Source organism: Pseudomonas sp. MF6396 (assembly GCF_002018915.1).
Taxonomy (GTDB): domain Bacteria; phylum Pseudomonadota; class Gammaproteobacteria; order Pseudomonadales; family Pseudomonadaceae; genus Aquipseudomonas; species Aquipseudomonas palmensis.
The window spans coordinates 109,464-130,689 of record NZ_MVOK01000016.1; the positions used below are offsets into that span (position 1 = coordinate 109,464).

Below are 21,226 nucleotides of genomic sequence, written 5' to 3' on the forward strand. Positions count from 1 at the left end.
CGGCAAGGCCGGCCCCTACAGAAACCACCGACAAGGAATGTGTATGAAACTGGGCTACACCATCGTTTATGTACCCGATGTCGAGGCATCGTTGAGCTTCTTCGAGAATGCCTTCGGCCTGAAGCGTCGTTTTCTGCATGAGTCCGGCGATTACGGCGAGCTGGACACCGGGCCAACCACCCTGGCCTTCGCGTCGCTGGAACTGGGCGAGTCGAATTTCCCGGAAGGTTTCGTTGCCGCCAGCAACAGCCACAAGCCCCTGGGCATGGAGATCGCGCTGGTGACCGAGAAGGTCGCGGCGGCCCACGCCAATGCCCTGGTCAACGGCGCCGAGGAAATCAGGGCGCCGCAGAGCAAGCCCTGGGGCCAGACGGTTTCCTACTTGCGCTGCCCGGCCGGGGTGCTGGTGGAGCTGTGCTCGCCGATGGGTTGAAAGCGCTTGGCCAGCAAGGCTGGCGCCTACAGGGGCCGTCCTTGGCAAAGCCTTTGGCTCACGCGCGAATCACTGCCTTGAGCACCGTCTTGAACGTCTCGATCTGCTCGTCGCTGAACGCGGCAAATACCGTGTCCTGCTGCTCGCGCGCAATCGTCCACAGGGCCTCGGTCTGGTCGATGCCGGCCACGCTCAGGCGCACATGCCCGGCCGCCTCGCTGTCGCACACCAGCCCCTTGCGCTTGAGGTTGGCCACCGCCTCGTCGATCTCTCGCGCCGGCATCGCCACCTCGCGCTGCAGGTCGGCCAGGTTCAACCCCGCATCGTTCTCCAGCACCATCAGCATGCGCGCCTCGCTGGTGCGCAAGCCACTGGACAGCTGGCGCGGCTGGTAACTGGCTTGGTAAGCACGCAGCGCCTGGGTCATCAGGTAGTACAGGTTGTGGCTCAGGCGCCCCTGAAAATGGCTGCTGGGGGCCTGCCCCTCTTCGCGTCGGGTCATGCGGGTGTGCGGCAGCACCATCGAGTACGCACCCTGGTGGTAGAGCAACGGCGAACGCCCGCCATCGTCGAACGCTACCACCTTGCCCAGCATGATCCAGTGGTCACCGCCGTCGAGCAGCTGATGGCGTTCGCACTGGAAGCACGCGGCGCAATCGGCCAGCAGCGGTGCGCCCCCCTCGCCCGCCCGGTGCTCGATGCCGGCAAAGCGGTCCTCCCGTGGCTTGGCGAAGTTGTTCGACAGCTCGATCTGGTCGGCGGCCAGGATATTCACCGCAAAGTGGCTGGCGGCCTCGAACACCGCGAGGCTGCTGGAGCGCTTGTCCAGGCTCCAGAGGATCAGCGGCGGGTCCAGCGAGACCGAATTGAAGCTGTTGGCCGTGACCCCGACCTTGTTGCCCGCGGCCTCGGCGGCGGTGACCACGGTGACGCCGGTGGCGAAGTTGCCCAGGGCGCGGCGGAACGCGCGGCTGTCGAAGGCCACGGCAGGTTCAGTAGACATGCAAGACTCCCCGGCTGCCGCCAGGGCAGCCGTACGTTGTTGTTATGGGCAGGGCGCGGTGTTCACACCATGCTCGGGTCAGGCTCCAGGCCCATCAGCTCGCGACCGAGGATCTGCGCGCAGACGTCGTAGTCGGTGTAGGCATGGGCGCCGGTCATGTGCGAGTCGCGCCACAGGCGCTGCATCTCGTTGGCCTCGAACCAGGCGGTGCCGCCCGCGGCTTCGAACAGGCGATCCACGGCCTGGATGCACATCTTCACCGCATAGCCCTGGTTGGTGCGCCAGAACGCCAGGGTCTCGCGGCTGGGGTACTGGTGGCGGGCGCTGTGGTCGGCGTGCTCCTGCCAGGTTTTTTCGAGAAAGGCCCGCGCGGCGGCCACCTGGTGGGTGGACTCGGCCAGGCGCATCAATGCGGGGGTGGCTGCGCCAACCGCGGCGCCGGTGTAGGCGCGCACGCGGTTGGCGGTCTTCTCGCGGAAGGCCTGGAGCATGCGCTCGGCCACCCCCAGGCTGACCGTGGAAAAGCCACTGGCGAAGTACGGCCGGTACGGCGAATAGAACACCTTGCTGTCCGGGTACAGGCCGAAGCCGGCGGACTTGCCTTCCATCATGTCCTTGGCTTTCTGGATGCGGTACTCGGGCACGAAGGCCTTGTCGATGAGCAGGGTCTTGGTGCCGCTGCCCTTCATGCCCGCAGCGTGCCAGTCGTCGCGGATCACGTAGTCGCTGCGCGGCAGCACGGCGAAGCAGTAGTCCTGGGTGCCTTCGGCGTTGGCGCGGCGACAGCCGACGATGGCCCATTCGGCATGGTCGCTGCCGCTGCTCCAGCCCATCTCGCCGCTGAACAGCAGGCCGCCCTCGACCTCCTCGATACGCCCGAACGGCGCGATGCTGCTGCTGGCAGTGGCGTCGCGGTCGGTGCCCCAGATCTCTTCCTGCAACCGGGCCGGGAACATCGCCAGCTGGTGGCTGTGGGTGCACAGCAGGCTCATGGCCCAGGCGGTACTGGCACAGGCACCGGCCAGCGCGGCGATGCAGTCGGCGAATTCGGGCAGGGAAATTTCCAGGCCGCCATACAGCTTGGGCTGGAAGGCGCGGTGCAGGCCGATGCCCTTGAGCAGCGCGATGTTTTCGGCGGGTACCTGGCGATCCTGCTCGGCACGGGCGGCGTTGGCAGCGATGGTCGGCAACAGTGGCTTGAGGTCTTCAAGCAGCGGGTTTGGCTTTTTCATGGAGGGCCCTGCTTATTATTGGATGTCCGGGCCGGGCTGCGAGGTGGGCAGCTGGCGGCGGATGCAGGGCCAGTATGGGATGGGTGTGACGGGGGGAAAATGCACCTTCCAGAGGCAAGGTTGTACTTTTCATGGGCCCCTTCGCCGGCAAGGCCGGCGCCTGCTATCGGTAGGAGCCGGCCTTGCCGGCGAAGGGGCCGCAGGGATCAGCCCTTGACCACCTGCTGCAACCCCTCCCAGAGCCTTGCCACATGCTCGCGCTCGGTGGGCAACGCGCCCACCGACACCCGCACCATCCACTGCCCGTTCAACGTCGCCGGGGTCACATACGCCGCGCCCGACGCATTGAGCCGGTCGGCCCAGGCGCGGGTGTGGCGGTCCAGTGCCTCGCCTTCCAGCCCGCCAGGCTGGTGACGAATGCACAGGGTCTGCAACTGCACCGGCGCCAGCACCTCCCAGCCCGGCGCCGCACCTACCTGCTGTTCAAGCCAGCGAGCATTGCCCAGGTCGCGGCGCAGGCGTTGCTGCAAGCCTTCCACGCCTTCGCTGCGCAACATGAACCACAGCTTCAACGCACGAAACCTGCGCCCCAGCGGGATGCCCCAGTCGCGCAGGTTCTTCACTTCGCCATCGACCGCCGACTGCAGGTAGCTGGGGTTGGTGCTCATCACACGGATCAGGTGCTGCGGGTCACGCACGAAATACAGCGAGCAGTCGAACGCCACCCCCAGCCATTTGTGCGCATTGACCACGATGGAGTCGGCCTGCTCGATGCCGGTCCACATCCAGCGGCATTCGGGCAGGATCATCGCCGAACCGGCCATGGCCGAGTCCACATGCAGCCACAGGCCATGGGCGCGGGCGATGCGGCCGATCGGTTCGAGCGGGTCGAGGGCGGTGGTGGCCGTGGTGCCGGTGGTGGCGACCACCGCGCATGGTTGCAGCCCTGCGGCAAGGTCCTGCTCGATGGCCGCTGCCAGCGCTTCAGGGCGCATGGCGAAGGCTTCGTCGACTTCGATGTAGCGGATGTTGTGCTTGCCGAAGCCGGCCAGCAGCGCGGCCTTGTCTACCGAGCTGTGGGCCTGGGCGCTGGTGTAGATCATCAGCGGCCGGGCCTGCGCTTGCAGGCCACCCTTGACCAGCGCGTAGTCGCTGGCGCGCTCGCGGGCGCAGATCAGCGCCACCAGCGTGCTGCTGGAGGCGGTGTCCTGGATCACCCCACTCCAGGCACCGGACAGGCCGATCATCTGGCGCAGCCAGTCGACCGTGGTCTCCTCCAGCTCGCTCAGCGCCGGGCTCGACTGCCACGACAGGCCGAGCACGCCCAGGCCGGTGCTGAGAAAGTCGCCCAGCACCGAAGACAGCGTGCCGTTGGAGGGGAAGTAGCCGAAGAAGTCCGGGTGCTGCCAGTGCGACAGGCCGGGCATCACCCGCTGGTCCACGTCGGCGAGGATCTGCTCGAAGGGTTCGCCCTGCTGCGGCGCGGCCTGGGGCAAGGCATTCTTCAGGTAGCCCGGCTCGACCTGGGCCATGACCGGCAGGCTGGCGACATTGGCACGGTAATCGGCGATGCGGTCGATCAGTTGGTGACCTTGCTGGCGAAATTCTTCTGGGCTCACGCGCTGGCTCCTGTGGGGGTGATTGCAGTGCCAGCGAGTCTAGGCGCTGGCTGGCCGCTGAAACACGCCGCGCCGCGCATAGCTGCTATGGCGAATCCACATAGCTGCCGGTGACGCCGAACTGCGACTGCTGCCACAGCTCGAACACCTGCGCACGAAACCAGCGGTGCTCGGCCGAAGCCTGCAGGCGCTGGTGCCACACCACCCAGTAGCGCTGGGTATGTTCGACGAACGCCAGCGGGCACCACACCACCGGGTGCAGGCGGCTGAGCTGGCGGGCGATGTGTTCGGGCACGGTGACCAGTGTCTGGCTGGCGCACACCACCTGCACCGCCGCCGAGAAGAACGGCACCTGCAGGGTGATGCGCCGGGCAAGGCCCTGGCCGCGCAGGTGGCGGTCGATGAAGCTGTCCTTGTCGCCGCCGCCACAGATGCGCACGTGCCCCCAGGCCAGGTAGTCGTCCTGGCTCAGCTCGGCGTGCCGGGCCAGCGGGTGTTCGCGGTGCATCAGGCACACCGCGCGATCCTCGCCGAGCATGCGCCCGTGCAGGTTGGCCGGGGCGCTGTCGAACAGCGTGGTGGCCAGGTCGATTTCACCGCTGGCCAGGCGTTCGAACTGGTCCGGCGACCAGCTGCGGTAGTCGATCGACACCCCCGGCGCCTGCTCGGCCAGGCGGCTGACCAGCAATGGCAGCATGTGTTCGGCGATGTAGTCGGAGGCGGCCAGGCAGAATCGCCGCTCGCAGCGCTGCGGGCTGAAGGCCTCGGGTTGGCGCAGGGCGTCGAGCTCGCCCAGTACCTGGCGCAGGGGCAGCACCAGCGCCTGGGCCCGTTCGCTGAGTACATAGCCGCGGCCCTGGCGAACCAGCAGCGGGTCGTCGAAGGCTTCGCGCATGTGCGCCAACTGGCGGCTGAGCACTGACTGGCTGCTGCCCAGGCGCTCGGCGGCAGGGCTGAGGTTCTTGAGCTGCAACAGCGTGTCGAGGGTACGCAGGTGCGCAAGGCTCAACGAGGCGAAGGTGGGGTTCAAGGCGCGCTCCGGCGGTGTAGTCGCCCTAGGCTAAGGGGTTTTGTGCCTGACGCAAAATCCGTTGCGTGGCCTTCGCCGGCAAGGCCGGCTCCTACAAGGGCACTGAAAGCTCTAGACTGTGCGCTGGTAGAACACGAGGCCCCCATGGATATCGACCTGGCGCGTACCTTCATCGAAATCGTGCGCAGCGGCAGCCTGGTGGCCGCCGCAGAGCACCTGCACGTGACCCAGACCGCGATCAGCGCACGGGTGCAGAAGCTCGAGCAGTTGCTCGGCTGCCAATTGTTCGTGCGCAGCCGCAACGGCGCCAGCCTGACCGCCGACGGCAAGGGCTTCGTGGCCTACGCCAACCAGCTGGTGCACACCTGGGAGGCGGCGCGGCGCGACCTGCCGTTGCCCGCCGGCGGCTACCAGGTGCTGCACATCGGCGGCGAAGTCAGCCTGTGCAACCCGCTGCTGCTGGACTGGGTTCGCGTACTGCATCAGGAGGTGCCCAGCCATGCCATCCGCAGCGAGGTGGGCGACAGCGACACGCTGCTGCGCAAACTGGACATGGGCCTGCTGGATGCCGCGCTGGTGTACCAGCCGGGGTACGGCCCGGGGGTGCAGGTGGAGCAACTGCTGGAAGAGAAGCTGGTGTGCGTACGCCGTGCCGGCCAGCCCGAGCCGTATATCTACATCGACTGGGGCGAGGCGTTCCGCCGCCAGCATGACGCGGCGCTGCCCGAGCACGCGCGCCCTGCCTTGAGCTTCAACCTCGGCCCGATGGCCTTGCAGTACATCCTCGAACACGGCGGCAGCGGCTACTTTCGCGCCCGCGTGGTGCAGAGCTACCTGGACTGCGGCGTGCTCGAACGGGTATTGCAGGCGCCGGAGTTCACCTACCCGACCTACCTGGTGTACGCCCGCGAGCGCGACTCGGCAGCGCTGCAACAGGCGTTTGGCCTGTTACGCGGCGTGGTCGCGGGGGACAGTGACTGGTCCCAGCGCTGGGACCCGCTGATCTAGACCGGCCTGCTCGCGCTGCAGCAGTTGCTGGTGCAGCGCGCCGATCAGGTCGGTCTGGGTGACCACCCCCACCAGTTGCCCGGCTTCGAGCACCGGCAGGCAATGCAGGCCCTGGTCGCACAGCAGCGGGATCAGGGCCACCGCCGGTTCGTCGCTGTTCACGCTGCGTACCGGTTTGGTCATGACCTGTTCCAGGCGCACCGGGCGACGCCGGCCGAACAGCGCGCGCCAGCTGAAACGGCGTGCGGCCATTGCCGAATCGAGCAGGTCGCCGACGCTGACGATACCCACCAGCTGGCGCGCCTCGTCGAGCACGGGGAGGATCTTCAGGCGATGCTCGCCCAGCATCTTGAAGGCTTGCTCAAGCGTGGTGTCCGGGCTGGCGGACTGCACGTCGCGCGACATCACCCGGGCAGCCGTCATGCCGCCCAGGCTGCGCTGCAAGGCATGGCGCTCGGTGGCCAGGATGATGCGCTCCAGGTCATCACGGGTCACGTCGACGAACTCGCCCAGTTCATTCAATGCGCGGTCCAGGTCGCCGGCACTCACCCCTACCCGCTCGCTCACGGGCGCATCCTGGGTACGGTGCAGGTCGGGCCGCGGGGCGACGATCTTGGGGTAGCGCACGCCGGTCAGGCGGTTGTACACCACTGCCACCAGCAGCAGGCACAGGGCATTGAGCAGCACCGGCTCGACCACCTGGGCGCCCAGGCTCGCCAGCGACGGGTCGGCCATCGCCAGGCTGACCGCCAGTGCCGCGCCCGGCGGGTGCAGGCAGCGCAGCAGGCACATCAGCAGCACCACCAGCACCAGCGCCATGCACACCACCACCAGGCTCGCGCCCAGCCAGTGGTGCAGCACCAGGCCCACCAGCATCGCGCAGCTGTAGCTGCCCAGCAGCGGCCAGGGCTGCGACAGTGCGCCCGAGGACACCCCGAACAGCAGCACCGCCGACGCAGCCAGCGGGGCCATCAGGTGCAGGGTGACGGCGTTGCCGAACAGCACGCTGCACAGCCCGCCGGCCACCAGCAGGCCGAGCACGGCGCCAAGGCCGGCCCGCAGCCACTCTTTGGGCGGGATATGCAACGCGGCGGGGATGAAGCGATCGAGCCAGTTGTTCAGACGGCGGGTGGACATGCGACGACCTGGTACCTGTTGAAATAAAAGAAGCCCGCCCAAGACGAGGGGGCTTTGTATCGCGAGGGGGCAATACGCAAAGGGCTCCGTCCCTGGAGATGGAAATCCGGGGGTTCGGATGCGCGCAGTCTGAACAAAAGCGGGGATGGGCTCCAACGCAAAAAAATGCAGCTTGAGTGCAATTATTTTGCTGGATGAGCCGGCGGGAGGGTTATGGCAGGAGCGCAAGGCTGCGCTCCTGCCGCTGAACGGGCCTGAACGGCCGAATCAGCCAAGCAGTGCCGGGTCGATGCCGTCGCAGTCGAAGGCGATGTAGCCACCCACTTCATCGGCCCTACCATCGGTGATCTCGCCGTGATAGGACAGGCCGTTGCTCAGGGTGACGCAGATATGGGTGGGGTCCTGCGGGGCGTCCAGCTTGCCGTTGAACTCGACCGTGAAGCGGGTTTCGCCATCGACCTTCAACCCGATCAACACATTGGCATTGTCCACGGCCTCGGTCTCCTTGCCTGCGTATTCGGCGCTGACGGTCACGGTGGCGGTGTCTTGATACATGCTAGAGCTCCAACGGCAGGAATGCGTGACGCCCACTGGCGCCAACCGGCGGCTAGGGTAAGCCACCAGGCGGGGTGTGGGGAATCCCCGTCGGGCGCAAGGTTGCAATTTGCATGAGGCAAAACGGGCACTCATGCAGGCTGCATGGCCTTAGGACGGTTCGGTTTTACAACTGATTGATTTTGAAAGGATAAATATTTCGTAGCATTTGGCACAGCAACTGCTCTACAGGAGGGGGAAGACCCATTTCATGACTGGAGCACCAACAATGATTACAAGTGCCGATACCTACGCCGTCCCCGCGGGGGACACCTCCAGCCACTCAGGGGTGTCCTGGGCGGCCATCTTCGCCGGTGCCACCGGTGCCGCCGCACTGTCGCTGATCCTTATCGTGCTGGGCTTCGGCCTGGGGTTCTCGGCTGTCTCGCCGTGGCCGGGTGATGGCGCCACGGCCAAGCAACTGGGTATTTCGAGCATCGTGTGGCTGGCGCTGACGCAGATCATTGCCTCGGGCCTGGGCGGCTACATCGCCGGGCGGCTGCGGGTCAAATGGGCCAACCTGCATAGCGATGAAGTGTATTTCCGCGATACCGCCCACGGTTTCCTGGCCTGGGCCTTTGCCACGCTGGTAACTGCGGTGCTGGTGGTGGGTTCGGTGAGCTCGGTGGTGAGCGGCGGCGTCCAGGCCGGCGCGATGGCGGCCTCTGGCGTGGCTGCGGCCGGTGCCGGCGCGGCTGCCAACAGCAGTAAGGCGAGCAATGACGATTCGGCCTACTTCATCGACATGCTGTTCCGTGACGAACGCCCGGTGGCGGTCACCGATGACGCGGCCCACGGCATTGCCGCGCGCATCTTCGTGCGTGGCCTGGCCGACGGCCAGCTGAACGCCGAAGACCGTGCCTACCTGGCCAACGTGATTGCCCAGCGCACCCAGATCAGCCAGGCAGAAGCCGAACAGCGCATCGACACCGTGTTCGCCGAAGCCCGCCAGGCCATCGAAGAGGCCAAGCAACTGGCCGACGCCGCACGCAAGGCCGCTGCCGCCTCTGCGCTGTGGATGTTCGTGGCGCTGCTGTGCGGCGCGTTCTTCGCCAGCCTGTTCGCCATCTGGGGTGGCCGTCGCCGTGATGCCGCCGTGTTCCTGACGGCCGACCCGGTGCGCGTCGACCCCACCACTGCCCGTACCCTCTGACAGGAGATTCACCATGCGCTCGATACTGCTGTTCTTCCTCGGTGTGCCTATCCCGATCATCATTCTGATCGCCTTGTTCATGCATTGATGCACACACAAAGCCCCCGACCCATCGGGGGCTTTTTTGTGGGCGACTGGCACGGCCGATAAATTCAAAAAGGATATAAAAATAACTATTTGTTCTAACTAAAAGCAATAAAAAAATTGCACTCCGCGGGCGTCAGCCTTTACTTTCAGGCCCTACCAGAAAACACCTGACGAACCCGCCTGCGGAGCCCTCACCATGTCCAACAAACCTCCTTCGACCCTGCGCCGCCTGCTGCTTGGCGGTGCCTTTGCCGCGCTCGCCAGCCTGGTACTGCCTGGCCCGGCCGCCTACGCCGAGCCAACCAAGAACCTGCGTATCGGCTACCAGAAGTTCAACAGCGTCAACATTCTCAAGGGCTCCGGCGCCCTGGAAAAAGCCCTGGCGCCGCAAGGCATCAAGGTCAGCTGGTACGAGTTCGCCGCCGGCCCGCAGTTGCTCGAGGCCCTGAGCACCGGCGCCATCGATCTGGGGCACGCCGCCGATGCGCCCTCGGTGTTCGCCCAGGCATCGGGCAAGTCGGTGGTGTACCTGGCCGCCGAACAGCCCTACCCGCGCGGCATCGGCATTGTGGTGCGCGAGCAGGACAAGGTCGCCGATATCGCCGCCCTCAAGGGCCAGCGCGTGGCCACCGGTCGCGGCTGGAATGCCCAGTATCTGCTGGCCGTGGCCCTGCAGGACACCGGCCTGAGCTACAAGGACATCGACCCGGCCTACGTCAACAACGCCGCCGATGCCGTGGCCGCCCTGCAATCGGGCAGCGTCAAGGCCGTGACCCTGTGGGACCCCTTCCTCGCCGCAGCGGAAAAACAACCCGGCCTCAAGACCCTGCGCGACGGCACCGGGCTGACCAACAACCGCACCTTCTACCTGTCTTCGCCAGCCTTTGCCGACGAGAACCGTGGTGTGCTCAAGACCTTCTTCACCGAGCTGGGCAAGGTCAGCAACTGGGCCAACGCAAAACCCAAGGAAGTGGCGGCCCTGCTGGCTCCGCAACTGGGTATCGGCGCCGACGTGCTGGAAGTGGCCAGCGAGCGTCGCAACTACAACGCGGTGGCCATCACCCCCGAGATCACGGCCGAACAGCAGAAGCTGGCGGACACCTTCCAGGGCCTGGGCCTGATTCCCAAGCCGCTCAAGGTCGCCGACGCCGTGTACCCCGTCTCCGTACTGCCTTGACCGCGAGCGATTCGAGCATGTCCAAGCCCATCCGTTTCAACGCCTTCAGCATGAACGCCGCCACGCACCAGTCGCCGGGGCTGTGGCGCCACCCACGCAACACCAGCAGCGATTTCAATCGCCTGAGCTACTGGACCGGGCTGGCCAGGCTGCTGGAGCGCGGACGTTTCGACGCGCTGTTCATCGCGGATGTGCTGGGCGTGTACGACGTGTACCAGGGCAGCCACGACGCAGCCCTGCGCGGCGGCGTGCAGGTACCGGTGAACGATCCGTTGCTGATCGTGCCGGCCATGGCCGGGGTCACCGAGCACCTGGGCTTCGGCATCACCTTCAGCCTCACCTATGAGCACCCGTACCCGTTCGCCCGGCGCATGTCGACCCTCGATCACCTGAGCGACGGGCGGGTGGGCTGGAACATCGTCACCGGCTACCTGGACAGCGCCGCGCGCAACCTGGGGCTGGCCCGACAGCTGGCCCACGACGAGCGTTACGAGCTGGCCGAGGAGTACCTGCAGGTGCTCTACAAGCTGTGGGAGAAGAGCTGGGACGACGATGCGGTGGTCCGCGACCGGGCCCGCGGGGTGTTCGTGGAGCCTGCGCGGGTGCACCCGATCGGGCATGCCGGTGCGCACTTCCAGGTGCCTGGCGTGCACCTGAGCGAACCATCGCCACAACGCACCCCGGTGCTGTTCCAGGCCGGCGCCTCGGCACGCGGGCAGCGCTTTGCCGCTACCCACGCCGAATGCGTGTTCATCAGCGGCCCGACCCAGACGGTACTGCGCAGCTATGTGGACGGCATTCGCCAGGCCACGCGCGAGGCCGGGCGCCAGGAAGGCGAGGTGCTGATATACGCGCAGGCGCTGCTGATCGTGGGTGACACGCGCGAAGCGGCCCAGGCCAGGCTGGACGAGTACCGCCAGTACGTGGATATCGAGGCGGCGCTGGCCTTGCTGTCGGGCTGGACCGGCATCGATTTTTCCAACCTGGAGCCGGATGCGCTGATCGAGTACATCGAAAACGATGCCGGGCGCACAGCGCTGGCCGCCTTTACCAGGTCGGACCCGAACCGGCGCTGGACCGTGCGCGAGGCGGCGGAGTTCGTCAGCCTGGGCGGGCGTGGCCCGGTGCTGCTGGGGTCGCCGGTGGAGATTGCCGACCAGCTGGAGCAGTGGCTGGATGCCACCGGCATCGACGGCTTCAACCTCACCTACGCGGTGGTGCCGGATGACCTGCAGGCGGTGGTCGACAAGGTGGTGCCGGAACTGCAGCGGCGCGGGCGCTATCGCACCGAGTATGAGGCGGGCACCTTGCGCCACAAGCTGTTCGGGCGTGGGGATCGGTTGCCGGCCGAGCATGCGGGGCGGTTGGTGCAGATCTGAGACCGTGCCGTCTGCAATCGCGGGTCAAGCCCGCTCCCACAGGTTCGACGGTTTCTGTGGGAGCGGGCTTGACCCGCGATTGCAGCACCACCGTTACCGCGTGATATATGGCCACTTGCCTCCACGCTATTGACCAGGATCAACAGATCGCAAAATCACACTCCTACACTAGATAGAGGAAATCAGAACGCAAAACAGGCCCACCATGAGCGAAGAATCCACCGTACACCCCCTGCCCCTGCCATCCGCCTCGTCCAACGACAGCAGTTCGCCGGCCACGCCCAAAGCGGCCGTCACTCGTTCGCGCCGCCCACGCGCCCCGCGCAAGCCTGCTCAGGTGATCCCTGCCGAAATCGAAATCAGTGCCATCAGCCACGAGCCTGCCGCGCTGCAGGTGGCCAGTGCGCCGCGTCGCGGCTCCAACGAAGACAGCGTGTCTGCCGCCCTGCCCGCCAACTACCCCTACCGCAACCGCATGCGCCGCGCCGAGTACGAAAAGGCCAAGCATGAGTTGCAGATAGAGCTGCTGAAGGTACAGAACTGGGTAAAAGCCACCGGCCAGCGCATCGTGGTGCTGTTCGAAGGCCGCGATGCCGCCGGCAAGGGCGGCACCATCAAGCGCTTCATGGAGCACCTGAACCCGCGTGGCGCGCGTATCGTGGCCCTGGAAAAACCTTCCGACCAGGAGAAGGGCCAGTGGTACTTCCAGCGCTATATCCAGCACCTGCCCACCGCCGGTGAAATGGTCTTCTTCGACCGCTCCTGGTACAACCGCGCCGGCGTCGAGCGGGTGATGGACTTCTGCACGCCGATGCAGTACCTGGAGTTCATGCGTCAGACCCCGGAGCTTGAACGCATGCTGTGCAACAGCGGCATCCTGCTGTTCAAGTTCTGGTTCTCGGTGAACCGCGAAGAGCAACTGCGCCGGTTCATCTCGCGCCGTGACGACCCGCTCAAGCACTGGAAGCTCTCGCCCATCGACATCAAGTCGCTGGACAAGTGGGACGAGTACACCGCCGCCAAGGAAGCGATGTACTTCCACACCGATACCGCCGATGCGCCGTGGACCGTGATCAAGTCGGACGACAAGAAGCGGGCGCGCCTGAACTGCATCCGCCACTTCCTGCACACGCTGGACTACCCCGACAAGGACCCGAAAGTCGCCCACCAGCCCGACCCGTTGCTGGTCGGCCGCGCCTCGCGCGGGCTGGAGGAAGAGGACCTGGTCAACACCCACTGACCACCGCTGGGGGCGCGTCAGGATGGCGCGCTACCTGCGGCCTAGCGCTTGTTTTTCTTCTTCAGGGCCTTCAGGCGCTTGGCCGCCCGCTCCACCGTGGCCATCTTCTCGGGCCGCTTCATGCGCTTCCACTGCTTGATCTCGTCCTTGCTGCGCCCGCAGCTCACGCACAGCTCGCCGCTGAGCTTGCACGCCGAGATGCACGGGTTGTCGATATCCTTGGCCATGCTGCGCGCTCAGCGCCCACCGCCCAGGTCGATGAAGCTGCCGGTGGTGTAGGAGGCCTTGTCCGACAGCAGCCACAGGATCGCTTCGGCCACTTCGGCCGCCTGCCCGCCACGGCCCATGGGGATGCCCGGTTCCAGCTTGCGGACCCGCTCGGCATCGCCGCTGAGGGCATGGAAGTCGGTGAAGATGTAGCCCGGCCGTACGCCATTGACACGCACGCCCTCGCCCGCCACTTCCTTGGCCAGGCCCAGGGTGAAGGTGTCCAGCGCGCCCTTGGAGGCGGCGTAGTCGACATACTCGTTGGGCGAACCCAACCGCGCGGCCACCGATGACACGTTGACGATGGCACCGCCCGGCCCGCCATGGCGGGTCGACATGCGTTGCAGCGCATGCCTGGCGCACAGCATCGGCCCCACCACGTTGGTTTTCATCAGCTTGAGCAGGCGAAACTCGGACATCTCTTCCACCCGGCTCTGGTGGCCGATGGTGCCGGCGTTGTTGACCAGCGCCGTGACCCGGCCCAGTTCCTTGTCGACACGCTGGAACAGCTGGATGATTTCATCCTCGACGCTGACATCGGCGCGCACCGTGATCGCCTCGGCACCCAGCGCGCGCACCTGCTCCAGCACGCGATGGGCCGAGGCGTCATCAGCAAGGTAGTTGATGCAGATGCGGTAGCCGGCCCGCGCAGCGGCCAGCGCAGTGGCCGCGCCAATGCCGCGACCGGCGCCGGTAATGATGATCACGTTGTCCATGGATACTCCTGGCCCCAATGCCGTTCACCCGGCAAGGCTAACGCAGCATGGGGCAGCGGGCAAAGGGCTATCAGGCCTTGGGCTCGGGCTTTTGCAGCGGGTACAGGTGCTGGCGCACGATGCCTTCGGGCAGGTCCTTGCCGAACACGCCGTAGCGGGTCGGCCATTCCTTGCGCGGCAGCTTGAAGGTGCCGAACAGCATGTCGACCAGGGGCAGGTGGATCGCGTAGTTCTTGTAGATGTAGTCCTTGTGCCGGGCATGGTGCCAGTGGTGGTAGCGCGGCATCACCAGCACGTAGTTCAGCCAGCCGCCGTCGATTCGCACGTTGGCATGCGCCAGCACCGCCTGCACGCCCACCAGGATCACGTAGGCATTCATCGCCTGCGGCGAGAAGCCCAGCAGGATCAGCGGTACCAGCACGCCGGTGCGGGTCAGCAGGATTTCGGCGAAATGGATGCGCGAGCCGGCCAGCCAGTCCATCGCGGTGCTGGAATGGTGCACCGCATGGAAGCGCCACATCCACGGCACCACGTGGTAAAGGCGGTGCAGCCAGTACTGCCCCAGGTCGGCGACGAACACCGCCAGCACGAACTGCACCACGATCGGCAGGCTCTGCACCTTGGCCTGCAGCGTTTCGGACACCACCCAGCCGGCCAGCCAGGTGGACGAGGCGGTGACGAAGATCAGGATGAACTGCACCAGCATGTGACTGACGAAGAAGTAGCTCAGGTCGGTGCGCCACTGCGGGCGCAGGATGTTCTGCTGCGGGTCCTTGGCGTAGAGCTTTTCCAGCGGGATGAAGATGATCGCCGAAACCAGCAGCGCCAGCACGAACCAGTCAAGGCCAAGGGAATACGGGGTTTGGCCGATGGTTTCGGTCTGAATGTTGGTGCCGCCCAGAAACACGGCCAGGCCCGCCGCGCTGATGCCGGTGAAGCCCAGGCGCTTGCGCCGGTTGAGCAGGATGTTGAGGGTGCCCAGGCTGAACGCCAGCACCAGCCCGGCCAGCAGCAGGGTGCGGGCGAACTGCTCGCTGTAGACCTTGCGGAACTCGCCGAAGGTCAGCCACTGCGGGAACAGAAAGCACAGCACCGCCAGCAGGCTGAGCAAGCCGAGCATGGCCGACAGGTAGCCGCTGATACGCCCTTCACCGAACCGGAACGGCTCGTGCCCGTGACGCTTGAAGTAGGCCTTGAGTGCCTGCATGGGTCATGTTTCCTTGATTGACTGTGGTACTCCATCACCGATGGTCGCCCTGACCAGGCACGACGCCATCGTTTGGGGTTAGAGGAGCGAGTGCTCCCACAGGTCACGCAGGCAGTGTCCTACCTTACAAATCTGTAATGCAGCGCTCAGTCTGGCGACAGCTTCACCCGGCTATGCTCCAGCCATGAGCCCGGTTACCCTGTTGCACTGACCGACCACCGATCATTCGAGACGCGGGTTGCCCTGACGGCGGCCCCGGAGATCCACGATGCTGAAAAAGAATTTCGTTGCCTTCGGCCTGCTGGCCATGAGTGCGCTGGCCCAGGCCGGCCAGACCATCGATGTGTACCGCGACCCCAACTGCGGTTGCTGCAAGGAATGGATCAGCCACCTGCGCGACAACGGCTTTAGCGTGAATGACCATGTGGAGCCGAACATGAGTGCAGTCAAGCAGCGCCTGGGCGTGGCGCCGCGCCTGGCGTCGTGCCACACCGGGGTGATCGACGGCAAGTTCGTCGAGGGCCATGTGCCGGCCGAGCAGATCCAGCTGCTGGCCAAGCGTCCCGACCTGCGCGGCCTGGCCGTGCCGGGCATGCCGATGGGCTCGCCAGGCATGGAAATGGGCGATCACAAGGATGCCTACCAGGTCATCGGCCTGACCCGCGACGGCACCGACGAAGTGGTCGCCAACTACCCGTGAGCACGGCGCCATGCTGAGCGGCTGGGGGCTGTTCCTCAGCGCCTTTGGCGCCGCCACCCTGCTGCCGTTGCAGTCCGAGGCGGTATTGGTCGGGCTGCTGCTGCACGAACCTGATGCCTGGTTGCTGCTGCTGGCGATTGCCACCGCCGGCAATGTACTGGGCTCGGTGGTCAACTGGCTGCTGGGTCGGGGTATCGAGCACTTGCGCGACAAGCGCTGGTTTCCGTTCAGCCAGGCCCAGCTGGACAGGGCCCAGCAGCGCTACCAGCGCTATGGCCAGTGGTCGCTGCTGTTGAGCTGGATGCCGGTGATCGGCGACCCGCTGACGCTGATCGCCGGGATCATGCGCGAGCCATTCTGGCGTTTCATGCTGCTGGTGACCGTGGCCAAGGCCGGGCGTTACCTGGTGCTGGTGCTGTTGACCCTGGGCTGGGTGCACAGCTGAGCGGCTTCAGCAGAAGCGTTGCAGTTGCATCTCGCGCAGCCGGCTGAGGGTGCGACGGAATGGGAACTCCAGGTAGCCTTCGGTATACAGCGCCTCGAGTGCCACCTCGGCCTCCACGTACAGCGCCACGCGGCGGTCATAGCATTCATCGACCAGCGCGATGAAGCGCCGCACGCTGTCGTCGTGAATCGACAGCTGCGGCAGTTCGCGATCCCCCGCCACTACCCGCTCGGCGCCGTCCTCGGTGCCGCGGGCGATTCTGCCCGGTCGTTGCCGGGCCCCGAGTGCAGGCACTTCGCCCAGCAGAATGACCTTGAAGCGATCACACAGGGCCATGAAGTCCATGGCGGCCAGGGGCTGCTCGCACAGTTCGTTGTAAGTGCACCACACCGCCGAGGTGCTGCGTCGCACCACCTTGACCGTGCGGTAGCCCAGGCTCAGGTCCTCGCGGCTGACCGGTTCACCCGCGCTCGACTGCTCGAACACCTGGCCCAGCGCGCTGGGCTGGCCCGGCTGGCGCACCCAGTAGCGTTGCAGTTCGGCACCGGGATGCAGGCGATGGTCCTGGCCGCCGTCCACCGCCACCACGTGCATGTGCCGCTCGATGGCGGCAATCGCCGGCACGAAGCGTTCGCGATTGAAACCGTCGGCGTAGAGCTGCGCCGGCGGCTGGTTGGAGGTGGCGACGATGACCACGCCGCTGTCGAACAGCACCTGGAACAGGCGACCGAGAATGATGGCGTCACCGATGTCGTTGACGAACAGTTCGTCGAAGCACAGCACGCGGATCTCTTCGGCCAGGCCGTGGGCAAGGGCCTGCAAGGGGTCGGCGGTGCCGTTGAGCTGGAACAGGCGCTGATGCACCCAGCGCATGAAGTGGTGAAAGTGCTGGCGGCGGGCGGGCACCTGCAGGCAGCGGTGGAACTGGTCCATGAGCCAGGTCTTGCCGCGCCCGACCGGGCCCCACAGGTATACCCCACGCGCCACCTCGCCGCGCTCAAGAGCCTCGAAGCAGGCTTGAAGGCAGTCGACGGCATGCTGCTGCGCAGCGTCGGGGACAAAGCCATTGAGTTCGATGGATTGCCGGTACAACGACAGCGGGGTGAGGCTGGACATGCCGGGGGCCTGTGCGGAAAAAGGCCAAGGGTAGCATCAGTGAGGTTTTCGGGGCGTGTTTCGCCTGCAGCAGCCGGCCTTGCCGGCAAAGGACGCGCCGCCGCTTACTGCGTCAGGCCCACCTTCAGCAGCGCACCGTCACTCTCGTCGGTCAGCACATAGAGAAAGCCGTCCGGCCCCACCCGCACATCGCGAATGCGCGCATTCAACTGCCCCAGCAGGCGCTCTTCATGCACCACCTTGTCGCCATCCAGTTGCAGGCGGATCAGCTCCTGGGCGGCCAGCGCGCCGATGAACAGGTTGTGGTCCCAGGCCTTGAAACGCGGGTTGTCGTAGAACGCCATGCCGCTGATGGCCGGGGACTTCTCCCACACGTGCAGCGGGTCCACCGCGCCCTCGACGCGCTTGCCCTTGGCCTCGGGTATCGGCAGCAGCGAGTAGTTGATGCCGTGCGTCGCCAGGGGCCAGCCGTAGTTCTTGCCCGGCTTGGGAATGTTGATCTCGTCGCCGCCGCGAGGCCCGTGCTCGTTGGTCCACAGTTCGCCTGTCCACGGGTTCAATGCCGCGCCCTGCTGGTTGCGATGGCCATACGACCAGATCTCGGGGCGCACGTTGCTCTGGCCCATAAAGGGGTTGTCCTTGGGCACCTGGCCGTCGGGCAGGATGCGCACCACCTTGCCCTGCAGCTTGTCCAGGTCCTGGGCGGTGGGCCGCTGGTTGTTCTCGCCCAGGGCGATGAACAGGTAGCCGTCGCGGTCGAACACCAGCCGCGAACCGAAGTGGTTGCCGCTGGACAGCTTGGGCTGCTGGCGGAAGATCACGTTGAAGTCGTCCAGGCGCAGGTTGTCGCTCGACAGGCGGCCGCGCCCCACGGTAGTACCGGCCGTGTCGCCATCACCCCCGCCTTCGGCATACGAGAGGTAGACCATGCGGTCCTGCTCGAACTGCGGCGACAGCGCCACGTCGAGCAACCCGCCCTGCCCCTTGGCCCACACCTGCGGCACGCCGCTCAACGGCGAACCGACCTTGCCGTCGGCACTGATGATGCGCAGGTTGCCCTGGCGCTCGGTCACCAGCATGCCCTGCCCGTCGGGCAGGAACGCCAGCGCCCAGGGGTTCTTCAGCCCCTCGGCCAGGGTACTGACGGTGAGCTGGCCTTCTTCGCTGGGGAAGGTGCGCTCGGGGGCGGCGGTGGCGGTCAGCGGCAACAGCGCCGCAGCGCAGAGGGAGAGTAGCCAGGTACGTGAAGACATGCAGGGTTCCTTGCAGTGGGCCAAGCGATCAGGGCGTACGCGTCGATTCGCGCGGCGGGCGGGAGGGGTCCAGGCGCGGCGGTACCTGTTCACGGCGCAGGTTCTGGCCGTTGCCGATGCCGCCATTGTCGAGGGTGGGTGGGCGCGGCAGCGGCTGGGTGGAAGGCCCGCGCGGCGGTGGCGTGGAACGCACGGTGCCCTGCTGGGAATTGGGGTTGGCGCGGCGCACCGGGTCGTTGTAGGGATTGCCCGCGTCGGCGGCCTGAACAGGCATGCCCAGTATCAGGCTCAGTGCTGCGCCGGTCAGTGCCGGCAACCATCGGTTCATCGCGTTCATCTCCTGCACAACGTCAGTGGCCCCAGGCGTTGGATAGCCTACGGCGCGAGAGGTTCGCGACGAAACCCGTTGCCGGGCCGGAGATGATTCAGATTGTTACGCTGCTTGCGCCACTTTCAACCGCGCCGGGCATTTGCCACACTGCAGAGACATTTGTCCGGAGCCAAGCCCCATGCCCTGTTTCCTGCGTCATACCCTGCGTGTCGGCCTGGGCCTGCTGCTGGCCCTGAGCCTGAGCGCCTGCGCGTTGCTGCAGGGGCGCGACCCGTTGACCATCAGCGTGATCGGCATCGAGCCGCTGCCCGGCCAGGACCTGGAAATGCGCATGGCGGTGAAACTGCGGGTGCAGAACCCCAATGAAACGCCCATCGACTACAACGGCGTGGCGCTCAACCTGGAGGTCAATGGCCAGCCGCTGGCAACCGGGGTCAGCGATCAGCACGGCAGCATCGGGCGCTATGACGAAGCGGTACTGAGCATTCCGGTGAGCATCACCGCGTTCTCGATGCTGCGCCAGGCCGTGGGCCTGAGCCGGGTGAGCAACCTGGATGGCATGCCCTATGTGCTGCGCGGCAAGCTGGCCGGGGGCGCCTTCGGCACGATGCGCTTCACCGACAGCGGGCGGCTGGCGCTGCCCAAGCCCACCGATACGGCGTGGTAGCGCTGGGGGTCGGCTACTTGGCAGCCGCCATCAGCTTGTTGACTTCGCTGCGCACCATGTTGGCGAACTCCGGCGGCGACATGCCGTCGAGCTCGGCCCGCACCCACTCGGCCCATTTGCCCTTGCGCCGCGGCTTCTCGCTGATCAGCCGCGCGGCTTCGGCCTTGGCCTTGCCCAGGTTCGATTGCCAGAGCTCGAACAGTCGCGACTTCTCGTCCTCGATCTGTGCCCGCTCGGCGAAGCTCATGTTGGCCAGATTGAAACTCATGGGGATTCCTGCCACTTGAAAATGGGGGCTATCTTACACTGTAGCCACCGAGCGCCGCCAAGGCGCTGCAACTTTCGGCGCGCTCAGGCATCCATTGATACAGTGACCATCATTCAACGAGGAAGCGTACATGGCCAGGAAAAGCACCCTTAAAGCCGATGCCGAACAAATCAAGGACCAGGCCTTCAGCGAACTGCAGGCGCTGATCGAAGAGTCTGACAAGCTGCTCAAGGACAGCTCCACCCTGGTGGGCGAAGAAGCCGAGACCCTGCGCGCACAGGTGGGCCTCAAGCTCAAGCAGGCCCTGGATGCGGTGGGCGGCGTGCGTGAAAAGGCCAAGCCGGCGGTGGATGCCACCGAGGATTACATTGGCGGCCACCCGTGGCAGACCGTGGCGATTTCGGCCGGCTTCGGGCTGGTGGTCGGGCTGTTGCTGGGACGTCGCTCCTGACACCCAATCGCGGGTCAAGCCCGCTCCCACAGGCTTGCACTGTACCTGTGGGAGCGGGCTTGACCCGCGATGCATTCAACGCAGTTTCAAGGGGTCCACCACCCCACACGCAATCGCCATCCCCACCAGGTCCGGCAGGTGTTCGGCCTGCATGCGCTTCATCACCCGCGAACGGTACAGGTCCACGGTCTTCACGCTGACCTGCAACTGCTCGGCAATCTCCCGATTGGTATAGCCCTGCACCAGGGGCACGAACACGTCGCGCTCACGCGGGGTGAGGCTGTCGATGCGCCCCTGCACTTCATCGCGCTGGCGACTGCTGACCTGAACCCGTGACGAGCGCCCCAAGGCATCCTGCACGCTGTCGAGCAGCAACTGGTCGTTGTAGGGCTTCTCGATGAAATCGATGGCCCCGGCCTTGAAGGCGCGTACCACGATCGGCACATCGGCATGCCCGCTGACAAAGATCACCGGCACCTGCACGCCCCGGGCGCGCAAGGCTTCCTGCACGCTCAGCCCACCCATGCCGGGCATGCGCACATCCAGCAGCACGCACGCCGGCAACGCCGCATCGCAGGCCTCCAGAAAAGCCTGGCCACTGGTGAACGGCAGCGCCTGCAGGCCCACCGACTCCAGCAGCCAGACGGTGGAGTCGAGCATGCCCTGGTCGTCGTCGACCACGTAGACCTTCGGTTCCTGCATGGAAATCCCCT

Annotated in this window: 24 protein-coding genes; 10 read left to right on the plus strand and 14 right to left on the minus strand. The window is 66.0% G+C overall.

Features of this window, described 5'->3' with window-relative positions:
* Positions 1-43: 43 nt before the first annotated feature.
* Entirely contained in the window at positions 44-433 is a 390-nt protein-coding gene (locus tag MF6396_RS17290; RefSeq protein ID WP_054916504.1) for a VOC family protein, read from the plus strand.
* Between the two features lie 58 nt (positions 434-491).
* Here MF6396_RS17290 and MF6396_RS17295 read toward each other — a convergent pair whose 3' ends face one another.
* From MF6396_RS17295 to MF6396_RS17310, 4 genes are all read right to left on the minus strand, one after another.
* Positions 492-1,436, minus strand: coding sequence for a p-hydroxyphenylacetate 3-hydroxylase reductase component (locus MF6396_RS17295; protein ID WP_078481088.1), 945 nt, complete (start codon positions 1,434-1,436; stop codon positions 492-494).
* 62 nt (positions 1,437-1,498) lie between these two features.
* A complete protein-coding gene (locus tag MF6396_RS17300; protein WP_043861112.1) occupies positions 1,499-2,668 on the minus strand; it encodes a p-hydroxyphenylacetate 3-hydroxylase oxygenase component in 1,170 nt (389 codons plus the stop codon).
* Positions 2,669-2,874: 206 nt separating this feature from the next.
* Positions 2,875-4,287: a DOPA decarboxylase gene (locus tag MF6396_RS17305; protein WP_078481089.1), complete on the minus strand. Its 1,413-nt coding sequence runs from the start codon at positions 4,285-4,287 to the stop codon at positions 2,875-2,877.
* Between the two features lie 85 nt (positions 4,288-4,372).
* Complete coding sequence (locus MF6396_RS17310; protein ID WP_078481090.1) at positions 4,373-5,317, minus strand: LysR family transcriptional regulator; 945 nt, start codon at positions 5,315-5,317, stop codon at positions 4,373-4,375.
* A gap of 144 nt (positions 5,318-5,461) precedes the next feature.
* Here MF6396_RS17310 and MF6396_RS17315 point away from each other — a divergent pair, with 144 nt between their 5' ends.
* Positions 5,462-6,325 (plus strand): LysR family transcriptional regulator, encoded by an 864-nt coding sequence (locus MF6396_RS17315; RefSeq protein ID WP_054916507.1) that lies wholly within the window; start codon positions 5,462-5,464, stop codon positions 6,323-6,325.
* Here MF6396_RS17315 and MF6396_RS17320 read toward each other — a convergent pair.
* Both MF6396_RS17320 and MF6396_RS17325 read right to left on the minus strand, forming a co-directional pair.
* Entirely contained in the window at positions 6,266-7,462 is a 1,197-nt protein-coding gene (locus MF6396_RS17320) for an HPP family protein (RefSeq protein ID WP_043861116.1), read from the minus strand. The genes MF6396_RS17315 and MF6396_RS17320 overlap by 60 nt on opposite strands.
* 267 nt (positions 7,463-7,729) lie before the next feature.
* A complete protein-coding gene (locus MF6396_RS17325; RefSeq protein WP_043861117.1) occupies positions 7,730-8,017 on the minus strand; it encodes a hypothetical protein in 288 nt (95 codons plus the stop codon).
* 268 nt (positions 8,018-8,285) lie between these two features.
* On the opposite strand from MF6396_RS17325, the gene MF6396_RS17330 reads away from it, so the two are divergent.
* The 4 genes from MF6396_RS17330 (at position 8,286) to ppk2 (ending at position 13,092) form a co-directional block, all read left to right on the plus strand.
* Positions 8,286-9,209, plus strand: a complete 924-nt coding sequence (locus MF6396_RS17330; RefSeq protein ID WP_078481092.1) for a hypothetical protein — start codon at positions 8,286-8,288, stop codon at positions 9,207-9,209.
* 283 nt (positions 9,210-9,492) lie between these two features.
* The gene (locus tag MF6396_RS17335; RefSeq protein WP_078481093.1) at positions 9,493-10,473 is read left to right on the plus strand and encodes an aliphatic sulfonate ABC transporter substrate-binding protein; all 981 of its coding nucleotides are present in this window, start codon (positions 9,493-9,495) and stop codon (positions 10,471-10,473) included.
* A gap of 17 nt (positions 10,474-10,490) precedes the next feature.
* Positions 10,491-11,852 (plus strand): LLM class flavin-dependent oxidoreductase, encoded by a 1,362-nt coding sequence (locus tag MF6396_RS17340; protein WP_058540422.1) that lies wholly within the window; start codon positions 10,491-10,493, stop codon positions 11,850-11,852.
* A 205-nt stretch (positions 11,853-12,057) separates the two neighbouring features.
* Complete coding sequence (ppk2, locus tag MF6396_RS17345; protein ID WP_043861121.1) at positions 12,058-13,092, plus strand: polyphosphate kinase 2; 1,035 nt, start codon at positions 12,058-12,060, stop codon at positions 13,090-13,092.
* A 41-nt stretch (positions 13,093-13,133) separates the two neighbouring features.
* Here ppk2 and MF6396_RS17350 read toward each other — a convergent pair whose 3' ends face one another.
* The 3 genes from MF6396_RS17350 to MF6396_RS17360 form a co-directional block, all read right to left on the minus strand.
* A complete protein-coding gene (locus tag MF6396_RS17350; protein ID WP_043861122.1) occupies positions 13,134-13,319 on the minus strand; it encodes a DUF1289 domain-containing protein in 186 nt (61 codons plus the stop codon).
* A 9-nt stretch (positions 13,320-13,328) separates the two neighbouring features.
* The gene (locus MF6396_RS17355; protein WP_043861123.1) at positions 13,329-14,075 is read right to left on the minus strand and encodes an SDR family oxidoreductase; all 747 of its coding nucleotides are present in this window, start codon (positions 14,073-14,075) and stop codon (positions 13,329-13,331) included.
* 70 nt (positions 14,076-14,145) lie between these two features.
* Positions 14,146-15,282 carry a sterol desaturase family protein gene (locus MF6396_RS17360; RefSeq protein ID WP_043861124.1) on the minus strand — a complete coding sequence of 379 codons (1,137 nt, stop codon included), beginning with the start codon at positions 15,280-15,282 and terminating at the stop codon, positions 14,146-14,148.
* Positions 15,283-15,550: 268 nt separating this feature from the next.
* Here MF6396_RS17360 and MF6396_RS17365 point away from each other — a divergent pair, with 268 nt between their 5' ends.
* Together MF6396_RS17365 and MF6396_RS17370 are read left to right on the plus strand one after the other, a co-directional pair.
* Positions 15,551-15,982, plus strand: a complete 432-nt coding sequence (locus MF6396_RS17365) for a DUF411 domain-containing protein (RefSeq protein WP_043861125.1) — start codon at positions 15,551-15,553, stop codon at positions 15,980-15,982.
* Positions 15,983-15,992: 10 nt separating this feature from the next.
* Positions 15,993-16,427 (plus strand): YqaA family protein, encoded by a 435-nt coding sequence (locus MF6396_RS17370; RefSeq protein WP_043861126.1) that lies wholly within the window; start codon positions 15,993-15,995, stop codon positions 16,425-16,427.
* A gap of 6 nt (positions 16,428-16,433) precedes the next feature.
* On the opposite strand, the gene zapE is transcribed toward MF6396_RS17370, so the two are convergent.
* From zapE to MF6396_RS17385, 3 genes are all read right to left on the minus strand, one after another.
* Positions 16,434-17,543, minus strand: coding sequence for a cell division protein ZapE (zapE, locus tag MF6396_RS17375; RefSeq protein ID WP_078481095.1), 1,110 nt, complete (start codon positions 17,541-17,543; stop codon positions 16,434-16,436).
* A gap of 104 nt (positions 17,544-17,647) precedes the next feature.
* Positions 17,648-18,796 (minus strand): PQQ-dependent sugar dehydrogenase, encoded by a 1,149-nt coding sequence (locus MF6396_RS17380; protein ID WP_078481097.1) that lies wholly within the window; start codon positions 18,794-18,796, stop codon positions 17,648-17,650.
* A 28-nt stretch (positions 18,797-18,824) separates the two neighbouring features.
* Positions 18,825-19,124 (minus strand): hypothetical protein, encoded by a 300-nt coding sequence (locus MF6396_RS17385; protein WP_043861129.1) that lies wholly within the window; start codon positions 19,122-19,124, stop codon positions 18,825-18,827.
* Positions 19,125-19,305: 181 nt separating this feature from the next.
* Here MF6396_RS17385 and MF6396_RS17390 point away from each other — a divergent pair, with 181 nt between their 5' ends.
* Positions 19,306-19,794, plus strand: coding sequence for an LEA type 2 family protein (locus MF6396_RS17390; protein WP_043861130.1), 489 nt, complete (start codon positions 19,306-19,308; stop codon positions 19,792-19,794).
* Positions 19,795-19,807: 13 nt separating this feature from the next.
* Here MF6396_RS17390 and MF6396_RS17395 read toward each other — a convergent pair whose 3' ends face one another.
* Entirely contained in the window at positions 19,808-20,062 is a 255-nt protein-coding gene (locus tag MF6396_RS17395) for a hypothetical protein (protein WP_043861131.1), read from the minus strand.
* Positions 20,063-20,192: 130 nt separating this feature from the next.
* On the opposite strand from MF6396_RS17395, the gene MF6396_RS17400 reads away from it, so the two are divergent.
* Positions 20,193-20,513, plus strand: a complete 321-nt coding sequence (locus MF6396_RS17400; protein ID WP_043861132.1) for a DUF883 family protein — start codon at positions 20,193-20,195, stop codon at positions 20,511-20,513.
* Between the two features lie 75 nt (positions 20,514-20,588).
* Here MF6396_RS17400 and MF6396_RS17405 read toward each other — a convergent pair whose 3' ends face one another.
* Positions 20,589-21,215, minus strand: coding sequence for a response regulator transcription factor (locus MF6396_RS17405; protein ID WP_088514900.1), 627 nt, complete (start codon positions 21,213-21,215; stop codon positions 20,589-20,591).
* Positions 21,216-21,226: the final 11 nt, after the last annotated feature.

Coding starts and splice junctions, on each gene's coding strand:
- MF6396_RS17380 (WP_078481097.1), bottom strand. CDS start 18,796: ATGTCTTCACGTACCTGGCTACTCTCCCTCTGCGCTGCGGCGCTGTTG.
- MF6396_RS17405 (WP_088514900.1), bottom strand. CDS start 21,215: ATGCAGGAACCGAAGGTCTACGTGGTCGACGACGACCAGGGCATGCTC.
- MF6396_RS17330 (WP_078481092.1), top strand. CDS start 8,286: ATGATTACAAGTGCCGATACCTACGCCGTCCCCGCGGGGGACACCTCC.
- MF6396_RS17390 (WP_043861130.1), top strand. CDS start 19,306: ATGCCCTGTTTCCTGCGTCATACCCTGCGTGTCGGCCTGGGCCTGCTG.
- MF6396_RS17350 (WP_043861122.1), bottom strand. CDS start 13,319: ATGGCCAAGGATATCGACAACCCGTGCATCTCGGCGTGCAAGCTCAGC.
- MF6396_RS17400 (WP_043861132.1), top strand. CDS start 20,193: ATGGCCAGGAAAAGCACCCTTAAAGCCGATGCCGAACAAATCAAGGAC.
- MF6396_RS17320 (WP_043861116.1), bottom strand. CDS start 7,462: ATGTCCACCCGCCGTCTGAACAACTGGCTCGATCGCTTCATCCCCGCC.
- MF6396_RS17370 (WP_043861126.1), top strand. CDS start 15,993: ATGCTGAGCGGCTGGGGGCTGTTCCTCAGCGCCTTTGGCGCCGCCACC.
- zapE (WP_078481095.1), bottom strand. CDS start 17,543: ATGTCCAGCCTCACCCCGCTGTCGTTGTACCGGCAATCCATCGAACTC.
- MF6396_RS17365 (WP_043861125.1), top strand. CDS start 15,551: ATGCTGAAAAAGAATTTCGTTGCCTTCGGCCTGCTGGCCATGAGTGCG.
- MF6396_RS17360 (WP_043861124.1), bottom strand. CDS start 15,282: ATGCAGGCACTCAAGGCCTACTTCAAGCGTCACGGGCACGAGCCGTTC.
- MF6396_RS17395 (WP_043861131.1), bottom strand. CDS start 20,062: ATGAGTTTCAATCTGGCCAACATGAGCTTCGCCGAGCGGGCACAGATC.
- MF6396_RS17315 (WP_054916507.1), top strand. CDS start 5,462: ATGGATATCGACCTGGCGCGTACCTTCATCGAAATCGTGCGCAGCGGC.
- MF6396_RS17335 (WP_078481093.1), top strand. CDS start 9,493: ATGTCCAACAAACCTCCTTCGACCCTGCGCCGCCTGCTGCTTGGCGGT.
- ppk2 (WP_043861121.1), top strand. CDS start 12,058: ATGAGCGAAGAATCCACCGTACACCCCCTGCCCCTGCCATCCGCCTCG.
- MF6396_RS17290 (WP_054916504.1), top strand. CDS start 44: ATGAAACTGGGCTACACCATCGTTTATGTACCCGATGTCGAGGCATCG.
- MF6396_RS17355 (WP_043861123.1), bottom strand. CDS start 14,075: ATGGACAACGTGATCATCATTACCGGCGCCGGTCGCGGCATTGGCGCG.
- MF6396_RS17385 (WP_043861129.1), bottom strand. CDS start 19,124: ATGAACCGATGGTTGCCGGCACTGACCGGCGCAGCACTGAGCCTGATA.
- MF6396_RS17295 (WP_078481088.1), bottom strand. CDS start 1,436: ATGTCTACTGAACCTGCCGTGGCCTTCGACAGCCGCGCGTTCCGCCGC.
- MF6396_RS17340 (WP_058540422.1), top strand. CDS start 10,491: ATGTCCAAGCCCATCCGTTTCAACGCCTTCAGCATGAACGCCGCCACG.
- MF6396_RS17325 (WP_043861117.1), bottom strand. CDS start 8,017: ATGTATCAAGACACCGCCACCGTGACCGTCAGCGCCGAATACGCAGGC.
- MF6396_RS17300 (WP_043861112.1), bottom strand. CDS start 2,668: ATGAAAAAGCCAAACCCGCTGCTTGAAGACCTCAAGCCACTGTTGCCG.